At 57.7% G+C, this 17,528-nt stretch carries 15 protein-coding genes; 7 read left to right on the top strand and 8 right to left on the bottom strand.

All coding sequences use genetic code 11. The features are described 5' to 3' along the window. Positions 1-430: 430 nt before the first annotated feature. Positions 431-3,010 (top strand): ATP-dependent chaperone ClpB, encoded by a 2,580-nt coding sequence (gene clpB / locus sS8_RS15835; protein WP_119630453.1) that lies wholly within the window; start codon positions 431-433, stop codon positions 3,008-3,010. A gap of 283 nt (positions 3,011-3,293) precedes the next feature. Beyond that, positions 3,294-4,685 carry a sigma-54 dependent transcriptional regulator gene (locus sS8_RS15840; protein ID WP_170161110.1) on the top strand — a complete coding sequence of 464 codons (1,392 nt, stop codon included), beginning with the start codon at positions 3,294-3,296 and terminating at the stop codon, positions 4,683-4,685. A gap of 323 nt (positions 4,686-5,008) precedes the next feature. Here the strand turns inward: sS8_RS15840 and sS8_RS15845 are convergent, their stop codons facing one another. Beyond that, on the bottom strand, positions 5,009-5,701 hold the full coding sequence (locus sS8_RS15845) for an MgtC/SapB family protein (RefSeq protein WP_119630455.1): 693 nt from the start codon (positions 5,699-5,701) through the stop codon (positions 5,009-5,011). 30 nt (positions 5,702-5,731) lie between these two features. Beyond that, on the bottom strand, positions 5,732-8,098 hold the full coding sequence (locus sS8_RS15850) for a penicillin acylase family protein (RefSeq protein WP_119630456.1): 2,367 nt from the start codon (positions 8,096-8,098) through the stop codon (positions 5,732-5,734). Positions 8,099-8,195: 97 nt separating this feature from the next. On the opposite strand from sS8_RS15850, the gene rph reads away from it, so the two are divergent. Beyond that, positions 8,196-8,924, top strand: coding sequence for a ribonuclease PH (gene rph, locus sS8_RS15855; RefSeq protein ID WP_119630457.1), 729 nt, complete (start codon positions 8,196-8,198; stop codon positions 8,922-8,924). Between the two features lie 33 nt (positions 8,925-8,957). On the opposite strand, the gene sS8_RS15860 is transcribed toward rph, so the two are convergent. Next, complete coding sequence (locus sS8_RS15860; RefSeq protein WP_119632837.1) at positions 8,958-9,536, bottom strand: beta-class carbonic anhydrase; 579 nt, start codon at positions 9,534-9,536, stop codon at positions 8,958-8,960. Between the two features lie 127 nt (positions 9,537-9,663). On the opposite strand from sS8_RS15860, the gene sS8_RS15865 reads away from it, so the two are divergent. Further along, positions 9,664-10,263 carry an XTP/dITP diphosphatase gene (locus sS8_RS15865; protein ID WP_119630458.1) on the top strand — a complete coding sequence of 200 codons (600 nt, stop codon included), beginning with the start codon at positions 9,664-9,666 and terminating at the stop codon, positions 10,261-10,263. Between the two features lie 16 nt (positions 10,264-10,279). Here sS8_RS15865 and sS8_RS15870 read toward each other — a convergent pair whose 3' ends face one another. The 3 genes from sS8_RS15870 to rluD form a co-directional block, all read right to left on the bottom strand. Beyond that, positions 10,280-11,113 (bottom strand): ZIP family metal transporter, encoded by an 834-nt coding sequence (locus sS8_RS15870; protein ID WP_119630459.1) that lies wholly within the window; start codon positions 11,111-11,113, stop codon positions 10,280-10,282. Positions 11,114-11,336: 223 nt separating this feature from the next. Then, complete coding sequence (gene pgeF / locus sS8_RS15875; protein ID WP_119630460.1) at positions 11,337-12,071, bottom strand: peptidoglycan editing factor PgeF; 735 nt, start codon at positions 12,069-12,071, stop codon at positions 11,337-11,339. Further along, entirely contained in the window at positions 12,068-12,973 is a 906-nt protein-coding gene (gene rluD / locus sS8_RS15880) for a 23S rRNA pseudouridine(1911/1915/1917) synthase RluD (RefSeq protein WP_119630461.1), read from the bottom strand. Before rluD ends, pgeF begins: the two co-directional genes overlap by 4 nt. Before the next feature lie 99 nt (positions 12,974-13,072). Here rluD and sS8_RS15885 point away from each other — a divergent pair, with 99 nt between their 5' ends. The 3 genes from sS8_RS15885 (at position 13,073) to sS8_RS15900 (ending at position 15,399) form a co-directional block, all read left to right on the top strand. After that, positions 13,073-13,921, top strand: a complete 849-nt coding sequence (locus sS8_RS15885) for an outer membrane protein assembly factor BamD (protein ID WP_119630462.1) — start codon at positions 13,073-13,075, stop codon at positions 13,919-13,921. Positions 13,922-13,946: 25 nt separating this feature from the next. Then, the gene (locus tag sS8_RS15890; RefSeq protein ID WP_119630463.1) at positions 13,947-14,885 is read left to right on the top strand and encodes a carbohydrate kinase family protein; all 939 of its coding nucleotides are present in this window, start codon (positions 13,947-13,949) and stop codon (positions 14,883-14,885) included. Between the two features lie 226 nt (positions 14,886-15,111). Next, positions 15,112-15,399, top strand: a complete 288-nt coding sequence (locus sS8_RS15900) for an RNA recognition motif domain-containing protein (protein ID WP_119630465.1) — start codon at positions 15,112-15,114, stop codon at positions 15,397-15,399. 524 nt (positions 15,400-15,923) lie between these two features. On the opposite strand, the gene phoU is transcribed toward sS8_RS15900, so the two are convergent. Together phoU and pstB are read right to left on the bottom strand one after the other, a co-directional pair. Beyond that, complete coding sequence (gene phoU, locus sS8_RS15905) at positions 15,924-16,619, bottom strand: phosphate signaling complex protein PhoU (protein ID WP_145986559.1); 696 nt, start codon at positions 16,617-16,619, stop codon at positions 15,924-15,926. A 38-nt stretch (positions 16,620-16,657) separates the two neighbouring features. Then, the gene (pstB, locus tag sS8_RS15910) at positions 16,658-17,491 is read right to left on the bottom strand and encodes a phosphate ABC transporter ATP-binding protein PstB (protein ID WP_119630467.1); all 834 of its coding nucleotides are present in this window, start codon (positions 17,489-17,491) and stop codon (positions 16,658-16,660) included. Positions 17,492-17,528: the final 37 nt, after the last annotated feature.

The following is a 17,528-nucleotide window of genomic DNA, read 5'->3' on the forward strand; positions in this document are numbered from 1 at the left end:
AATTACGGCGATGAGGGATACGTCTACGTCCTGCATCGAAATTAGGCGCAAGTATGAAAAATGGTAGGCGATCGTATTATAAAGCTCAGACACACGTCAAAGCCGCGTCTCAAGTTTCAGCTTTGCCAGAACGTCTTCCGCAGGGCATTTAAGGAAGCTCCGATTAAGTCTCCAATTCGGAGAAGCGACCTGTGCAACCAATTGATCCAACAGGCCCTCTCCCAACCCAATCACTCCGCACATTCCCTGTGCGGAGCCGCAAGCGGCGCTCACGCGTGCAAATCGGCAGTCGTGCCGATTTGTCCCGGAAGGAGAGGGCTTATCCAGAGCGTCCTTAAGCCGACTGTCGGCGACGGCTTCGCTTGAAAACCAGGCACCGCACCCCAATCTATTGAGTCATCTCGATTAAGCAACTAAAGGCATTTTTCCGATGCGAATGGACAAACTGACCAGTAAATTCCAAGCCGCCCTCGCCGAAGCGCAAAGCCTGGCTTTGGGGCACGACCATCAGTTCATCGAACCGGTTCATGTCATGGCGGCCTTGCTCGACCAGGAAGGCGGAACCGTGCGCCCCCTGCTGTCACAATGCGGCGTCAACGTCAACCAGCTTCGCGGCTCTCTGGAAGAAGCGCTCCGCCGCATGCCCCGCGTGGAAGGCATCGGAGGAGACGTCCAAATATCGAACGAGCTGGGCCGGCTGCTGAATCTGACCGACAAGCTGGCGCAAAAACGCGGCGACACGTTCATCACCAGCGAAATGTTCGTCCTGGCGGCTATCGAAGATCGAGGCCAGCTCAGCGATTTGCTGCGGAAAGAAGGGCTGGACCGAAACAAATTGGAGCAAAGCATCGAACAGATCCGCGGTGGCCAGAAGGCGGACGATGCAAATGCGGAAGAACAACGCCAGGCGCTTCAGAAATTCACCATCGACCTCACCGAGCGCGCCGAGCAGGGCAAGCTTGATCCGGTGATCGGGCGCGACGACGAAATTCGCCGCACCATCCAGGTTCTGCAACGCCGCACCAAGAACAACCCCGTATTGATCGGCGAGCCCGGCGTCGGCAAAACCGCCATTGTCGAAGGCCTGGCGCAGCGCATCGTCAACGGCGAAGTGCCGGAAGGCATGAAAGGCAAGCGTCTATTGGCTTTGGACATGGCGGCCCTGATCGCCGGCACCAAGTTTCGCGGCGAATTCGAGGAACGGATGAAAGCGCTGTTGAACGATATCGCGAAGCAGGAGGGCAAGATCATCCTCTTCATCGATGAGCTGCACACCCTGGTCGGCGCGGGGCGGGCGGAAGGCGCCATCGACGCCGGCAATATGCTGAAGCCCGCTTTGGCTCGGGGCGAACTGCACTGCATCGGCGCCACGACGCTCGACGAATACCGGCAGTACATCGAAAAGGATGCCGCCTTGGAACGGCGCTTTCAGAAAGTGCTGGTGGATGAACCCAGCGTCGAAGACACTATCGCGATCCTGCGCGGGCTCAAGGAAAAATACGAGGTGCACCATGGCGTCACCATCACCGACCCTGCGATCGTGGCGGCGGCGACCCTGTCGCACCGCTATATCACCGACCGCAATCTGCCGGACAAGGCTATCGACCTGGTGGACGAGGCCGCCAGCCGCATCCGCATGGAAATCGATTCCAAACCGGAAGAAATGGATCGGCTGGATCGCCGCCTGATTCAGCTCAAGATCGAGCGCGAGGCCTTGAAAAAGGAAACCGACGAGGCATCGCGAAAACGCTTGGAAACCCTGCAGGACAACATCTCCGAACTGGAAAGAGAGTACGCGGAACTCGAAGAGATCTGGAAGTCGGAAAAAGCCGCCCTGCAAGGCACGGCCGCGATCAAGGAGCAGCTGGAACGGGCGAAGCTCGATTTGGATGCGGCACGGCGCAACGGCGATCTCGCCCGCATGTCGGAACTACAATACGGCGAAATTCCCAAGCTGCAAAAGGAACTGGATCTCGCCACTCAGGCCGAGATGCAGGAAACCAAGCTGATGCGCAACAAGGTCACCGACGAGGAAATCGCCGAAGTGGTCTCCAAGTGGACCGGTATTCCGGTGTCGAAAATGCTCGAGGGCGAACGTGAAAAACTGCTCCACATGGAGGAGAACCTGGCTCGGAGAGTCGTGGGTCAACAGGAGGCGATCAAGGCGGTCTCGGACGCCATCCGCCGCTCCCGTGCCGGTCTCGCCGATCCGCGCAGGCCGAACGGTTCCTTCCTGTTCCTGGGTCCGACCGGTGTGGGCAAGACAGAGCTGTGCAAGGCCTTGGCCGAGTTCCTGTTCGACACCGAGGAAGCCATGGTTCGGATCGACATGTCGGAATTCATGGAGAAACATTCGGTCGCCCGTCTGATCGGGGCGCCGCCGGGTTATGTCGGTTACGAGGAAGGAGGTTATCTGACCGAAGCGGTGCGCCGCAGACCCTACTCGGTGATCCTGCTGGACGAGGTGGAAAAAGCACATCCCGAAGTGTTCAACATCCTGCTGCAGGTACTCGACGACGGACGGCTCACCGACGGCCACGGCCGCACCGTGGACTTCCGCAACACCGTCATCGTGATGACGTCGAACCTGGGGTCCGACCGCATTCAGGAGCTGGCCGGCGAGGAGAATTATCAGCGGATGAAGGCTGCGGTCATGGAGGTGGTAACCCACTACTTCAGGCCGGAATTCATTAACCGTATCGACGAAGTGGTGGTTTTCCATCCGCTGGTCAAAGAGCAGATCCGCGCCATCAGCCGCATCCAGATCGGCTACCTGCAAAACCGCCTGGCCGACCGCGAGATCGCGCTCGAAGTCAGCGAAGCCGCTCTGGACAAGCTGGGCGAGGCCGGATTCGATCCGGTATACGGGGCACGCCCGCTGAAGCGCGCCATTCAGCAACAGCTCGAGAACCCCTTGGCGCAGGATATCCTGGCCGGCAGGATCGCACCGGGCGACACCGTTGACGCGGATGTCGAAGTCGGCGAAATAGTCTTCCGAAAAGCCGTGTGAACTATAAATTCCCCTTAATCCCGGCACATGGAGGTGCCTTCGCCTGCACCGTTCACAACATGCGAACGGCGCTTTTGGCCGTCGGGTTCTTGCGCCGTTCCGTGGACCCTGAGATTATATGATGTAGATCGGCAAATTTTCAGGCTGCGGTGTAGTCCGCCACTGACCCGATCGTAATTCACCGAAACCGTATAATATACGGGTGACAGGCATCCGATCTATGGATTCCAAGAATCCTAACTTCTCGGTAGTTCCACGATTTGTGAACCAGGAAGGACAACATATGGATATGCGCAAGGTACTGTGCTTCAATTTTTCGGCCGCTCGGAACGAATCGCTCGATTCCATGCGGGCCTTGGATTGGACGATTATTTCCACCGGCGATCTGAACGAAGCCAAGGATCTCATCGATCAACATCGTTTCAAGGTTGGAATGGTTTACTTCGGTTCCACCCTGCAAAACGACTTATCCTCGATCAGGGATCTTTTCACCGCACAACGTCCCATGGAATGGATCGGCTTGCTGCCTGCCGAGGCGGTGAACAGACCGGATCTATGCGAGCTGATTTCTCGCCATTTTTACGATTATCACACGCTGCCTCTCGATCCCGGGCGACTGCAACTGACACTCGGCCACGCCTTGGGCATGGCTGACATGCTGGCACGCACCGCCGCGACTTCGCCCCAAAGAAGCTTGGACGAACTGGTCGGGTGCAGTCCGCCGAGCCTCAGGCTGTTCCGAACCATCAAAAAAGTCGCCGCCATCGATGCTCCGGTATTGATTATCGGCGAGAGCGGTGCCGGAAAAGAGTCGACTGCGCTCGCCATACATCGGGCTTCGGCTCGAGCCGAAAGACCTTTCGTCAAGGTAAGCTGCGATGGATTGCCGTCCGAGGTCATCCGCGCCGAGCTGTTCGGCTATGGGAATAGCACTGAAATCCGCAACCGCGAGCCGACCCATGGACGTCTGGCGGCCGCGAACGGCGGCACGCTGTTTCTGGACGAAGTCGGCAATCTGACCGAGGATCTTCAGTCGGATCTACTTGGCTTCTTCCGCGAAGGAACCGTTCCATCCACCCGCGGAGACGGAAATATACCGGTCGACGTCCGTATTCTCGCCGCCACTCAAACCGACCTGGAGCAGACCGTAACCGACGGTCGATTCCGTGACGACCTTTATCGGCGGCTCAAGACTTTGAGCATCCAGGTTCCGCCGCTCCGCGACCGCCAGGACGATATCGAGCTTCTCGCCAAGCACTATCTGCGCTTGCTCGCCAGCGGCGATAGCGGTTCTGCGCTGAGCTTCGAGCCGGAAGCCTTGAAGGCGATGCGTCACTACGAATGGCCCGGCAATATTCGCGAACTGATCAACCGGATCAAGCGAGCGAAGGTCATGTGTGAAGGTCCTGCGATAAGTTCTGCCGACCTCGGCCTCAACGACTTCCATTCCGGGTTTGGGCGGACATTCGATCATCCCGTAACCTTAGAGGAAGCCAAGGATCAAACCGAGAAGGAAGTCATTCAACTTACGCTGCAAGCCACGGAAAACAATATTTCTCGGGCTGCTCGACAATTAGCCGTGTCCCGCATGACCCTTTACAGATTGATGTACAAACATCAAATCAGGAACAGCAATTGGGTAGGGGAAAATTTGGGAATCGCGGCGCGGGAATGAACTCCTCGCGATACGCTTCCGCGCGCTGCCATAGCCCTCGTCCAATCGGGTTCACGCCGTTCGGAGGCCGACATCCCGCCGAAATATTGACCGTAGACCGACACAGCCCCCTCGAAAAGGGACGTTAAGTCGGTCTATGGCACAAAAGGCTACAAATCCGCCGGGCGGCTCTTCAGGAATTGCTACGGCCCCGTTCAGTGCGTCACATGGCTTTTGAGAATTCCCTATCCGTGTAACCCCAGAAAATCCGGAAGCCGTTATAGCGCGTTTTCATCTCGACCATACGGCATAACGGACTTGCCGTTTCTCGAATCAGGGCCGGACTATTCCCCCACCGGCGAAATGCTGAACTCGAGAAGATCGGTTTCTTGCCGGAGTCTATCGGCGAGCCGGCTGAAGTGGATTTCCTTGTAGGTATGGATGACCATGCCGTACTCGAACGCTTTACCGCACTCGACGAGCCGGTAGCTCATGCTGGCGACGCGTGCCTTGTATGCGCCGATCAATGCGTAAACGGTCGCTTCATCGGGGGTCGCTGCTCTCGCATACCGGAGTCTCAATTGAGCGTATTGTTTACTCGGTATCCGATATTCAATGACCCGAAACACAGCCAGAGTACCCACGACCGCGCCGGTTACGAGGACAGCCGGAAAGAAGAAGCCGATGCCGTAAAGAATGCCCAGCGCGGCAGTCATCCAGATCGATGCCGCCGTGGTCAGACCGCGGATGGTGAGTCGTTCCTTGAAAATCACCCCGGCTCCCAGAAAGCCGATGCCCGTCATAATTCCCTGAGCCATGCGGGTCGGATCGGTCTGAATCGTCTCCAGCGGAATGCCCTTTAGCCACTCCCCCGGATAGCTCGTCAACAGCATCAGGACCGCTGAAGCCAGGCAGACGAGGGCGTGGGTGCGGAATCCGGCGGGACGTCCGTGAATGGAGCGCTCGAGCCCGATGAAACTTCCGGCCGCCCATGCCGCTCCCAGATGAGTTGCTATTTCAAGACATTCGTCGCTCATGACGCCCTCCCTGGCGCTGTTCAGTCCGAATTACTCCGGAACCAGTGTCAATTGGTGCTTAACCGCTCCCGGCAGAAACGGCAGGGCAACGCCTTTAAGCCAGGCATCCTGCTGATCGCGATAATGCACCGAAAACGGATGTCCCGATTGGCCGCCCGGCATATGGAGAATTCCGTCCTCCGGATGAGCCGGCGATACCGCCATGCGTTCGCTGGCTCCATTGCCGTCGAACAGTACTCGTACGCAAAAGCTGCCGCAGCCGCTCGCGGGTGCATCCGGCATATCCAAAATCCGACCGGCCAGCGCAAACGTCCGACTGAACGGATGGGTCAGTTGAACCCGGTTGATCTGGCCCCAGGAGAGATTCTCCAGGCGTTCGACGCCATTTCGCTGCTTGAGCTCATCGGCGGTGCGCCGGAGTGTCTCCGCCAGCAATCCGTGCCAATCGCCGTACTGCCGGTCGGGGAGCGTCTCCGGAGCTTGTTCCGTCAGCAACGCGCGAAGCGGCGTCTCCAACTCGCGCCAGAAATAGGTGAAGTTCGGATCTGCCTCGGCGCAGCGGCTCACCAGAGGGGAAAACACGCGCTTTGCGAGGTTCCGCCGCCACTCGACCAACAATCCCACACCTAAGCTATCCGCATCGAGGCGGCCGTTCCAGCTTTCAATGGCGCGCTTCGCCTCCGTCATCACCGCGTCTTGCGGCTCTCCGTTCAGCACGGATAAAGCCAAACGGCGATAGAACTCGTAAAACTCGCTTACCGTATCGAGCTGCAAAGCCAGCATGTCCCGTTCCGAAACTCCGGACATCTCCCTGAGCTTCTCGGAAATGCGGTAGGCTCGGTAGCTGTAGGAGAAATTATGACCGATGACATAAGGATAATCCTTACCCAGCGTGCGGTTATTGGCGGTAGCGACAAATCCTTCGGCCGGATCGACGACTCTCGGCAGTTCGTCGGGCGGAAGGAACCCGTCCCAGCGAGCGCGGCCGTCCGCCCAGGTGACACTGACGCTGCCGTCGAAGCCCGTCCGCTTCGGAAAGAAACCCATGTAAGTCCAGGCGATGTGTCCCGAATCATCCGCCAGAACGACGTTCTGCGGCGGCGCGCCGGCACGGTTTACGACGGCCATGGCCTGACTCAATGTCTTGGCCCGATCCATTTCGAGCAACCCGAGGTTCACGGCTCGCGGGTCCAGTGCAGTCCAGCGAACCGCCACCGGCTGGCCGAGCAGCGGGGCGGGCGCCAGCGGCCCCCAAATCGTGCGTTTCAGCTCGACGATTTCGGCATCACTATCCTTTACGAGGATCATCTCCGTGTTTGTCTCGAACCGTTGCCAACCTTGGGGCGTCCGGTATCGGCCGGGGTCGGCGGGATCGAGCTCGATCCGTACCAAATCCAGCAAGTCGGCATCCACATTGGTGAATCCCCAGGCCACGTGACGATTGCTGCCGACCACGACTAGCGGTACTCCCGGCAGGGTAACGCCCGACAAATCCACGTCCTGGTAAATCAGCCGGGCCCGGTACCAGATATTCGGAACCCGCAGCTCCAGGTGCATGTCATTGGCCACGATGGCGCGCCCGTCTACGGTTTTCGTTCCGCCCACCGCCCAGTTGTTCGAACCGATACTGGGCGTCTCCGTCTCGACGATGCCGCCAAAGGTCCGGCCTCCGGCCTCCTCGATCAAACTTGCGATCGATTTTACCGGGACCGGACGTGCCGGCCGGTGCGAATCGGTGCCGCCCAGAAGTACGGTTGCGTATGAATCGGTGTCCGGCGTCAGGAAAGCGGTCACCTCGGCCGGAAGAAAACGCTCCATCAACGTGAGGGTTCTTTCCTCCTTGTCGTTTCCGTTGAGTGTTTGAAACATGCCCAGCGCGACCAGCATGGAGTCCACAGGCGGCCATGGATCGGGATGATAGTCGAGAACGCGAAATTCGAACGGCAAGGCCCGGGCACTAGAGATGAAGCCATTCACGCCTTCCGAATAAGCCTTCAGGATCTTGCGCTGATCCGCCGGAAGTTGATTCACGACATCCGATGCAGCACGCTGAAACTGGTAAGCTCTCTGCAGCCTATCGAGGGTCAGGGCCTTTTCTCCGAAAATTTCCGCCAATCGTCCGGCCGTCTTTCGCCTCATCAGGTCCATTTGGAAAAGCCGGTCGCGTGCATGAAGATAGCCCAGTACACGGAACGCATCCTCCCGCGTTTGGGTCCGAACGGAAGGAATGCCGAAATCATCCGCGTCGACCTCGGCCTTTTGCGAGAGTCCGGGCAGCGCCGCCTCGCCGTCCATGACCGGGAGTGATTGCGCGATCCTGTCGATCTGATAAGCCGCGGGAGCGATTGCGAACAACAGCGCAAAGCCGAGTAAATATACAAACCGTTTAGCATTCATGAGCGATTATCGTGACCTCCGTTCCGGGACACCTGCAAAAAGCGGGGGAAATTGAATTGGGGTATACTGCCTCGATTTTCGAAGAGCGAGCAATACCATGAGACCGAGCGGACGCCAGCCGGATGAGCTGCGAGAAATCGCATTGACCTGCAACTACACGAAACACGCGGAAGGCTCGGTGCTCGTCGAATTCGGCGATACCCGCGTAATCTGCACGGCCAGCATAGAAGAAAAAGTGCCGCCTTTCCTCAAAGGCAAGGGCAGCGGCTGGATTACGGCGGAATACGGCATGTTGCCGCGCTCCACGCACGAGCGGATGGGACGGGAAGCCGCCAGGGGAAAACAGGGCGGCCGCACCATGGAAATCCAGCGGCTTATCGGACGCTCCCTGCGGGCGGCTCTGAACCTGGAAGCCCTGGGCGAGCGCACCATTACCATCGACTGCGACGTGATCCAGGCCGATGGCGGTACTCGAACGGCCTCGATTACCGGCGGCTATGTCGCCTTGCCCCTGGCCATACGCAATCTGATGAAGCAAAGAAAGCTCCGGATCAACCCTATCCATGGTCAAATCGCCTCGGTCTCGGTCGGCATCTACAATGGGGTTGCCGTGCTGGATCTGGATTACCGCGAGGACTGCGAAGCGGAAACCGACATGAACGTGGTCATGAACGAGGCCGGCGGCTATGTGGAGGTCCAGGGAACGGCGGAAGGCCACGCCTTCCGGCGCGACGAGCTCAACGCCATGCTCGATTTGGCCGGTAAAGGGATCGGCCAGTTATTGGAACATCAGCGAGCCGCCCTTGAAAACTGCAAAGCCGGCTAAAGCCGGCCTTGCATTTTACCATCAGGCACTAGCTCAAAGGGGACGCCCCGCGGCCATGGCCTCCGGCACTTCCACCAGCTTGCCCGATCTTACGTCGTAGATGAATCCGTAGATCGGGATATTCTTCGGCACCAGAACATGGTTGCGGATACGCGTCACGTCCTCGGTAACGCTCTGTTCCTGGTTCTTGATGGTCAACCAGTTGATGTATTTGCCGTCGGTGCTCCCAGGCCCCTGACCGACGTCATGCCAACCGCTGGCGTCGATGGTCGCGGTTTCCAGGCTGCTGCCGAGGAGGTCGCCCATGATCTCGTTGGTAAACAGTTCCATACCGCAGTCGGTATGGTGAATCACGAACCATTCGCGGGTTCCGAGCAGCTTGTAAGAAATGACCAGGGACCGGATGGCGTCGTCGCTGGCCCGCCCGCCCGCGTTGCGAATCACGTGGGCATCACCCTCGGAAAGACCGCCGTACTTAGCGGGATCCAAGCGGGCATCCATGCATGTCAAGATCGAAAAATGCCGCCCCGGCGGCAAGGGCAGATGGCCTTTGTTGAAACTCGCCGCATACGCTTGATTGGCGCTGAGAACTTCGTTCAAGATTTGGCTCATGTCTTTTTTCTCCTCTGAAATTTTTATTGTTTGGAACACCGCCCGCTCGGACAGCAGCCGGCACACCGGCCGAAGCGCTCCTCTACGCGAAAAACGATTCGGCCCGCCATCGTGAGACAAACCGACCATGAAAAAAATCCTGCTCGCCAGCAACAATCCCGGAAAGGTCCGCGAGATCCAGGCCATGTTGGCAAACGATGACATAAAAATCGTACCGCAATCCGCTTTCCGAATCCCGAATATCGAAGAAATCGGGCTGACCTTCATCGAAAATGCCATTTTGAAAGCCCGGCACACCAGTCAATTTTCCGGCCTGCCCGCGATGGCCGACGATTCGGGACTGGAAGTCGACGCTTTGAACGGCGCGCCCGGCGTCTTCTCGGCCCGCTATTCAGGAGCAGACGCAAACGACGCCGCGAACAACGCCAAACTGCTCCGGGAACTGGAAGAGGTTCCCGACGCGGAACGGACGGCCCGGTTTCGCTGCGTCATGGTTTTTCTGCGCCATGCGCGGGACCCGAGCCCATTAATCGGACAGGGCGTGTGGGAAGGCGTCATTCTGCGTGAATCGCGTGGCACGGCGGGATTCGGTTACGACCCCCTGTTCTTCGTCCCGGAACAAAAACGCACCGCGGCCGAATTGTCCGCGGACGAGAAAAATCGCCTCAGCCACCGCGGCAAAGCCTTACGGGAGCTCGTTGAGCAGCTCCGCGCTTCCGCTGCATGAACTCTGGCCTGTGCGTCTATGGCGCCACGGCAGAGCATTCCGGCGAAATCGCTCCGGCCGAATGGTCTTTGTGAAACCCCTCGGTATAGGCATGTGCCGAAAAGATCAGCAGCACGCCGGCGCTTATCATCGCGATCTGTTGAAACGCGGCACTGGCATTGGTCCGGTGGTGCAAGCTGGGGATCAGATCCGCCACCGCCACATAGACGAAGCTAGATGCCGCCAGGGCGAGGAAATACGGCAGTGCCCCGTGCAGGTTTTCCAGGCTGTAATAAGCCAGAACGCCTCCCATTAGAGTCGCCAGACTCGACAGCAGATTGTAAAGCAGCGCCTTCGAGCGGCCGTAGCCGCTTTTCAGAAGAATCGCGAAATCGCCCACCTCCTGCGGAATTTCGTGGGCGAATACTGCCAGGCTGGTGACTATCCCCAGATGCACGTCGGTCAGGAAAGCCGCGGCGATCAGCACGCCGTCCACGAAGTTGTGGATGCCGTCGCCCAGCACGATGAGGGTGCCGGCGGGCTGATGGAAATGTTCGTCCGTATGGGTCTCGCAGTCGCCCGCGTGACAATGCCGCCAAAGCAACAGCTTTTCCAACAAGAACAGCGCCAAAATTCCCAGCAGAACGACGGCAAAAACAGTTTCCGCCCGCTCCGCGCCCACCGTTTCGACGGCATCCGGCAAAAGATCCAGAAACGCCACGCTCAATAATGCACCCAGAGCGAAGCTGATCCCGTGAGGCAGCACACGGGGGTGGTGATGCTCGGGGATCATCAGAAACAATGATGCCGCAAGAACACTCAAGACACCGCCGATCAGGGTAAAAAGAATAATCCAGAGTAGCAGGTTCATTTTTTATGGGCCTGGAAACGACGTTTGGACAGGCCCGAATGTGCGACGAGCGAGTTGAATGCCACGAGGCGACGACATTGAGCGGCAAGGACATAGCGCGAAAAAAAGTGCCGCCACGCAATGGCGCGCGCGACGGGGCCGCACAAAGAGCAAATCGGATGGAGGATAGAACAGTCAGGATTCATGGAATTTTTATCGTTCTCTCGGCAGTCGGCTGCCGTTATTAGGTTTGATGTTCACGCCAGATCAAGGTAGCCATGCGCCCCGTGACCCGGTCGCGGCGATAGGAAAAAAAATCATCGGCATTACTGAAGGTACAATATCCCCCACCGTAAATGGCCGAAACTCCGATATCGTTCAGTACGATGCGAGCGAGGCGGTAAAGATCCGCCAGCCATTTTCCGTCTCCCTTTTCGCGAAACGCGGCGGCAAACGCCGTCCTCTTGCCGACAAAGGTCTCACGGACCTCGCGGCCCACTTCGAACGTCTCAGGCCCAATTGCGGGTCCGAGCCATGCCATCAAACGATCGGTCCCCAGCGATTTGACGGCGGCTTCGATCACACCGGCCGCGAGCCCCTTCCAGCCGGCATGCGCCGCGGCCACGCGATCGCCGTCTTCCGAACAGAGCAAGATCGGAAGGCAGTCCGCCGTCATGACAGCGCAAACGACGCCGGGGCGGTCAGTAAATGCGGCGTCCGCGTTGCGCTCGGAGGACGCTTCCGCTCGGATGACGGCGTTGCCGTGCACTTGATTCAACCATACGGGCTCCCCGGGCAGCTTCAAGGTCCCCCTGAGCCGGCGCCGGTTTTCGACAACCCGCCTCGGCTCGTCGCCGACGTGAGCGCCCAGGTTCAGGCTCTGGTATGAACCTGTGCTCACCCCACCCCGACGCAATGTGCTCGCCGCTCGCACAGCGGACGGAGCAGGCCACTCGGGTTCGATCCAAAATTCGCTCATGGCTGTTCTCTCAGCACCTCGAGCAGTTCGGAGAAATCTTGGGGAAGCGGCGATTGCCACTCGATGTATTCACGGGTTGCCGGATGAATGAGCCCGAGCTTTTCGGCATGCAGGGCCTGTCGTTTGAAATCCCGGATCACCCGGACCAGAGCCTCGCCTGCACCGGCCGGTATTCTGAGCCGCCCGCCGTAAACCGGATCGCCTAGCAGAGGATGATGGACATGGGCCATATGAACGCGTATCTGATGGGTTCGCCCGGTCTCCAGTTTGACCCGGATCAAGGTGTGATGGGGAAAACGCTCGGCAACGCGGTAATGAGTAACCGCGGGCTTGCCGTCGTCACGGACCGCGAAACGTTTCCGGTCGATGCGGTGGCGGCCGATAGGCTCGTCCACCGTGCCGCCGGCCGTCACGGCCCCCTGAACCAGAGCCAGGTATTCCCGATTGACGGTCCGAGCCTGAAGTTGCTCCACCAGCGCCTTGTGCGCGGATAAGGTCTTTGCAGCCATCAGCAGCCCGCTGGTGTCCTTGTCCAGCCTGTGGACGATGCCGCAGCGGGGAATTCCGGCCAAAATCGGTGCATGATGCAGCAACGCGTTCTGCAGAGTTCCGTCGCGGTGTCCGGCCGCCGGGTGCACGACCAGGCCCGCGGGCTTGTCGATGATCAGGATTTCGTCATCCTCGTAAACCACCGCAAGAGGGATATCCTGCCCCTCGAGGGTCGTGGTCTCCTCGACTTCGGCGTGCAGGACTACCTGTTCACCGCCCTGAAGCCGATGCTTGGGGGTCAAAACGGCACCATCGATCCTGGCAGATCCACTTCTGATCCAGCCTTGCAGGCGGTTTCTGGAAAAATCCGGAAACAATTCGCTTAGAACCTGATCAAGACGACGGCCAGCCATGGCTGGGGGAATTTGAGCGGTAAGAACGCGGGTGGAATTCACTTCTATGGGATCGAAAATTCAAGGTATACTGCGAGCGTTAAGACTGCCGCTCCGACCATGTCGTCTCTTTTCACTCTTTTTCGGCCCGCGCACTACATTCTTTGGCTCCTGGCCTTTGCCGTAATCCTATTCGGCTGTTCTACCGACGGTCGTAAAGACAGGGATGAATATGCCGATTGGACCGCGGAGCAGTTTTACACCGAGGCGAAAAAAGCGCTGACGGAAAAACGATATGAAAAGGCGGTCAAATTATACGAGAAGCTGGAAGTTCGTTACCCGTTCGGCAAATATGCGACCCAGGCACAACTGGACATAGCGTACGCGCGCTACAAAAACGACGAACCCGATTCAGCTCTCGCCGACACCGAGCGGTTCATCAAGCTCAACCCGACTCACCCCAACGTCGATTACGCCTATTACCTCAGAGGATTGGTGAATTATAACCGAGGCATAAGCTTTATCGATCGTTTTCTGCCGACGGACTCATCCCAACGTGACCCCGGGTCGGCTCGCGACGCTTACAGAGATTTCGATGAACTGATCACCAAGTTTCCCAACAGCCGCTATGTTGACGATGCCAGGCAGCGCATGGTGTCGTTAAGAAACAATCTGGCCATGTACGAGGTTCACGTCGCGGACTTTTACATGCGGCGGGGAGCCTATCTCGCGGCGGCCAGGCGTTGTGCGGAAATCCTTCGAAACTATCAGCGCACCCCGGCCGTACCGCTGGCTTTGCAGGTCATGGAACAAGCGTACCGCAAACTGGAAATGAAAGAATTGGCGGACGATGCGGCGCGGGTTTACGCATTCAATTATGCCCAAGGCGTTCCAGGCCAGGCCAAGGATCTGGTCTACGAGCCGTCTGTCATGGAGCGCTTGTGGAATTTCATCGGTTTGGACAAATAGATCTTCGCTCCACGGGGTGGATAGGATGAACTTCACAAGGACGAACACTTCGCGCACCATCCCAGATAGCCGCCATGTTCAGGTATTGTGCGTAGGACACGCCTCATACGACCTGGTTTTTTCCGTATCTCACCACCCTGAAGCAGACGAAAAAATCTCTGCCGAATCCCTGCTTTCCTGCGGCGGCGGCCCCGCGGCCAATGCCGCCGTCACCGTAGCGCGCCTGGGCTGCAAAGCGGCTTTTGCCGGTTACCTTGGAAACGATCTCTACGGACAGAAACATTTAGAGGAATTGCAACAGGAGCAAGTCTCCACGACTCTCATCGTGCGCGGTTCATCGCCGACGCCCTTGTCGGCGGTTCTGATAAAACCGGACGGTAGGCGCGCATTGATCAACTACAAGGGCGACACCGAGCCTCTGCCGACGAATAGCATCGACTTTTCCGCAATGATGCCGGACGTAATCCTGTTCGACGGGCACGAACCAGCATTATCAGAGCCGCTGTGCGCGTGGGCGAAATCCAGGAACATTCCCACCGTCCTCGACGCCGGATCTTTACACGAGGGCACCAACGCACTCATGTTTTCGGTGGATTTTCTGGTGTGCTCGGAAAAATTCGCGCGGCAATGGCTACAAGCTGACGATCCGGAAAGGGCACTGAATCTATTGGCGGAACGTTCGCCCGCCGTCGTCATAACCTTGGGCGAGCGAGGCCTGATCTGGAAGCAGGGCGTGGAGTCGGGAAGCTTTCCGGCATTTGCCGTGAATGCCGTGGACACTACCGGAGCCGGAGATGCATTTCACGGAGCGTTCGCAGCCGAACTCGCAAGGCGCCGCAGTTGGCTGGAAATCTTGCGCCATGCCAGCGCCGCGGGTGCCCTTTGCTGCACGAAACCGGGCGCGAGGCCCGGTATTCCGGACAGGGAAAAGCTCGAACTATTTTTGAAGAACCAGAAACCATGACCGCATTCATGACCGCATTATTGACATCGAACGATTTCCCTTTAAAGCTTATGGAAAATCGGGAGACGTTCGACCTTTGTCCGTCGCCTGATATGGGCAGGTATAAAGCCCCCCATTTTGGCTCCAAAGCAGGAGTCGATCATCAGTTCTTGATCTTAGTGCCATTCGTTAAGCAGCTGATGTATTTAGTAAGGAAATGGCACGAAGTGAAGAACAGGTGTTTTCGATGAATATCTATGTCGGCAATTTGTCTTATCAAATTTCCAGCGAGGAATTGCGCCAAGCTTTCGAGCGCTTCGGAGAAGTTACCAGCGCAAATGTAGTGATGGATAAGCTTACGGGTCGCTCCAAGGGCTTCGGTTTTGTAGAAATGTCGGATCGAGCTTGTGCCGAAGAGGCCATCAAGCAGCTAGACGGTGCCGATCTCAAGGGGCGTAACATCCGGGTAAACGAGGCGCGCCCTCGCTCGGAAAGCCAGTCGAGTTTTCCGCCGCGGCGCGCCCGTCACGTTTGACGGCTAAGAACGCGCCGTCTCAATATTCAAATCTTTGGAACACGAGACGGCGCCTTAGCCCTACAGTTCATCAGCCGCCCGGCTGCGGACACCAAGAAGGGATTTTCGATCCGGTTCCCGTGGGAGGGCCGACTTTCATTTTTAGTGTTCGAATACACCGGAAGGTCAGCCATTTGGTCGAGTCTGCATAAGCAGCACCCCGACGCCCGGAATCTTCAGTTTAGCCGGCCTGCAAGTCCCAGATCCGGTATGCAGCCGCCCAAGTCCGGATAGTCTCGGAGATTCTGCTAGTAATCGCGGTAGGCAGGATGCTGAGAAGCCATGCGCCTCTTGCCTGCGTCAAACTCATACTCCAGGGCTCCGCTTTTGGCTGATGGATTGCCGTTTTCTATCGCGAAAAGCATAATCGCCAAGTTCTTGGCCCGATACGGCTGAGCTGACTGTAGATCATTGCGCCGCTAAGGATTTGCGGGCCCGCCATGTTGTAATTCTTCCAATCGGCAGCCCTATTCAGATGGAACGAGTTACACCGGAGCCTGGTGCCTGACGTCCTTGCCTCTGACCTGAAAAATGACGTACTCGGCAAGATTCTGAGCGTGGGCACCAACACGCTCCAACGCTTTGACAGCCAGCACCATACTGATCGCAAAACCGATATTCCGGGAATCCTCCATGATATAGGTCATCAATCGCCTCAAACTCGCTTCGAACTCGTCTTCGAATGCGCGCTGGCCGGCAATGATGTCGCGAGCCGCCTCTTCATCGGACCGGTCACATGCCTCCAAAGCCCTTTCCAAAGCATTGACCGCCATCTCTCCCATAACGTGTACGTCCCGTAACAGATGATCGTTAGGATCGCTGGTATCGGTTCCGTAGATATGCCGGGCGATGTTGGCAACTCTTACGGCTTCATCACCGATGCGTTCCAAATCGGTAACCCCCTTCGAAACCGCCATGATCATCCTAAGATCCCCACCGACGGGGCAACGGCGCGCAATCAGCTCCACAATAGCCGCGTCGGTCTCGACTTCGAGAAGGTCTAGCTCGTTTTCACGCTGACCGATCTTTCCGGCCAACGCCAAGTCCTTATTCTTGATCGCCTTTAAGGCATCCTTGAGCTGAGACAGAGCCAGCCCGCCCATTTCGACGATACGATAATGAAGTTGGTTCATATCACCGTCAAAGCTCTTGACGATATGGCCTTCGCCTTGGATTGTCACTGCGCCTCCCCTTTTAGGTCATGGCCGAACGCCGTTTCTCAACCGAAACGTCCGGTAATGTAATCCTCTGTCAATTGATGGCGAGGGTTCGTGAAAATTTGCGCCGTTTCGCCGACTTCGATCAGCCGGCCGAGGTGAAAATAGGCCGTCCGCTGCGACACGCGCGCCGCCTGCTGCATGGAGTGAGTGACGATAGCGATCGTATAGTGCGAGCGCAGCTCGTCGATCAGTTGTTCGATCTTGGCGGTAGCGATGGGGTCCAGCGCAGAGCACGGCTCGTCCATCAAGATCACCTCCGGATTAACCGCAATCGCCCTCGCGATACAAAGTCTTTGCTGCTGCCCACCCGACAAGCTGGTCCCGGGCTGATGCAAATAATCCTTGACCTCGTCCCAAAGACCCGCGCGCCCCAGGGATCTCTCCACCACTTCTTCGAGTTCCGCTTTCGTGGAAACCAGACCATGAATACGCGGTCCGTAAGCCACGTTTTCGAAGATCGACTTCGGAAAAGGATTCGGCTTCTGAAATACCATACCTACCTGGGCACGTAACGGCACGACATCGAGAGAACCATCGTAGATATTCTGACCATCCAATACGATCTCACCGGTAACCCGGCATCCGGGTATCGTGTCGTTCATCCGGTTAAGACATCGGATGAAGGTCGACTTGCCGCACCCGGAAGGGCCGATGAGCGCAATAACCTCGTTGCGGCCTATGTCGAGACCGACATCTTGAATAGCATGTTTATCGCCGTAGTAAACGTTGACGTTGCGGCATACGATGCGTGCCTCGCGTGAGGTAATATCACCGACCGTATGCGAATAGTCCCGGTTGTAGGAAACTTCCGAGGTTCTTTCACGGCCTCTCATTCGTGGCGGTTCTTTATGCGACACCGAAGTTTTAAAT

Source organism: Methylocaldum marinum (assembly GCF_003584645.1).
Lineage (GTDB): Bacteria > Pseudomonadota > Gammaproteobacteria > Methylococcales > Methylococcaceae > Methylocaldum > Methylocaldum marinum.

Bases quoted from the DNA above. Each gene is read 5' to 3' on its own strand.
- clpB (WP_119630453.1), top strand. From the start codon at position 431: ATGCGAATGGACAAACTGACCAGTAAATTCCAAGCCGCCCTCGCCGAA.
- sS8_RS15840 (WP_170161110.1), top strand. From the start codon at position 3,294: ATGGATATGCGCAAGGTACTGTGCTTCAATTTTTCGGCCGCTCGGAAC.
- sS8_RS15845 (WP_119630455.1), bottom strand. From the start codon at position 5,701: ATGAGCGACGAATGTCTTGAAATAGCAACTCATCTGGGAGCGGCATGG.
- sS8_RS15850 (WP_119630456.1), bottom strand. From the start codon at position 8,098: ATGAATGCTAAACGGTTTGTATATTTACTCGGCTTTGCGCTGTTGTTC.
- rph (WP_119630457.1), top strand. From the start codon at position 8,196: ATGAGACCGAGCGGACGCCAGCCGGATGAGCTGCGAGAAATCGCATTG.
- sS8_RS15860 (WP_119632837.1), bottom strand. From the start codon at position 9,536: ATGAGCCAAATCTTGAACGAAGTTCTCAGCGCCAATCAAGCGTATGCG.
- sS8_RS15865 (WP_119630458.1), top strand. From the start codon at position 9,664: ATGAAAAAAATCCTGCTCGCCAGCAACAATCCCGGAAAGGTCCGCGAG.
- sS8_RS15870 (WP_119630459.1), bottom strand. From the start codon at position 11,113: ATGAACCTGCTACTCTGGATTATTCTTTTTACCCTGATCGGCGGTGTC.
- pgeF (WP_119630460.1), bottom strand. From the start codon at position 12,071: ATGAGCGAATTTTGGATCGAACCCGAGTGGCCTGCTCCGTCCGCTGTG.
- rluD (WP_119630461.1), bottom strand. From the start codon at position 12,973: ATGGCTGGCCGTCGTCTTGATCAGGTTCTAAGCGAATTGTTTCCGGAT.
- sS8_RS15885 (WP_119630462.1), top strand. From the start codon at position 13,073: ATGTCGTCTCTTTTCACTCTTTTTCGGCCCGCGCACTACATTCTTTGG.
- sS8_RS15890 (WP_119630463.1), top strand. From the start codon at position 13,947: ATGAACTTCACAAGGACGAACACTTCGCGCACCATCCCAGATAGCCGC.
- sS8_RS15900 (WP_119630465.1), top strand. From the start codon at position 15,112: ATGAATATCTATGTCGGCAATTTGTCTTATCAAATTTCCAGCGAGGAA.
- pstB (WP_119630467.1), bottom strand. From the start codon at position 17,491: ATGAGAGGCCGTGAAAGAACCTCGGAAGTTTCCTACAACCGGGACTAT.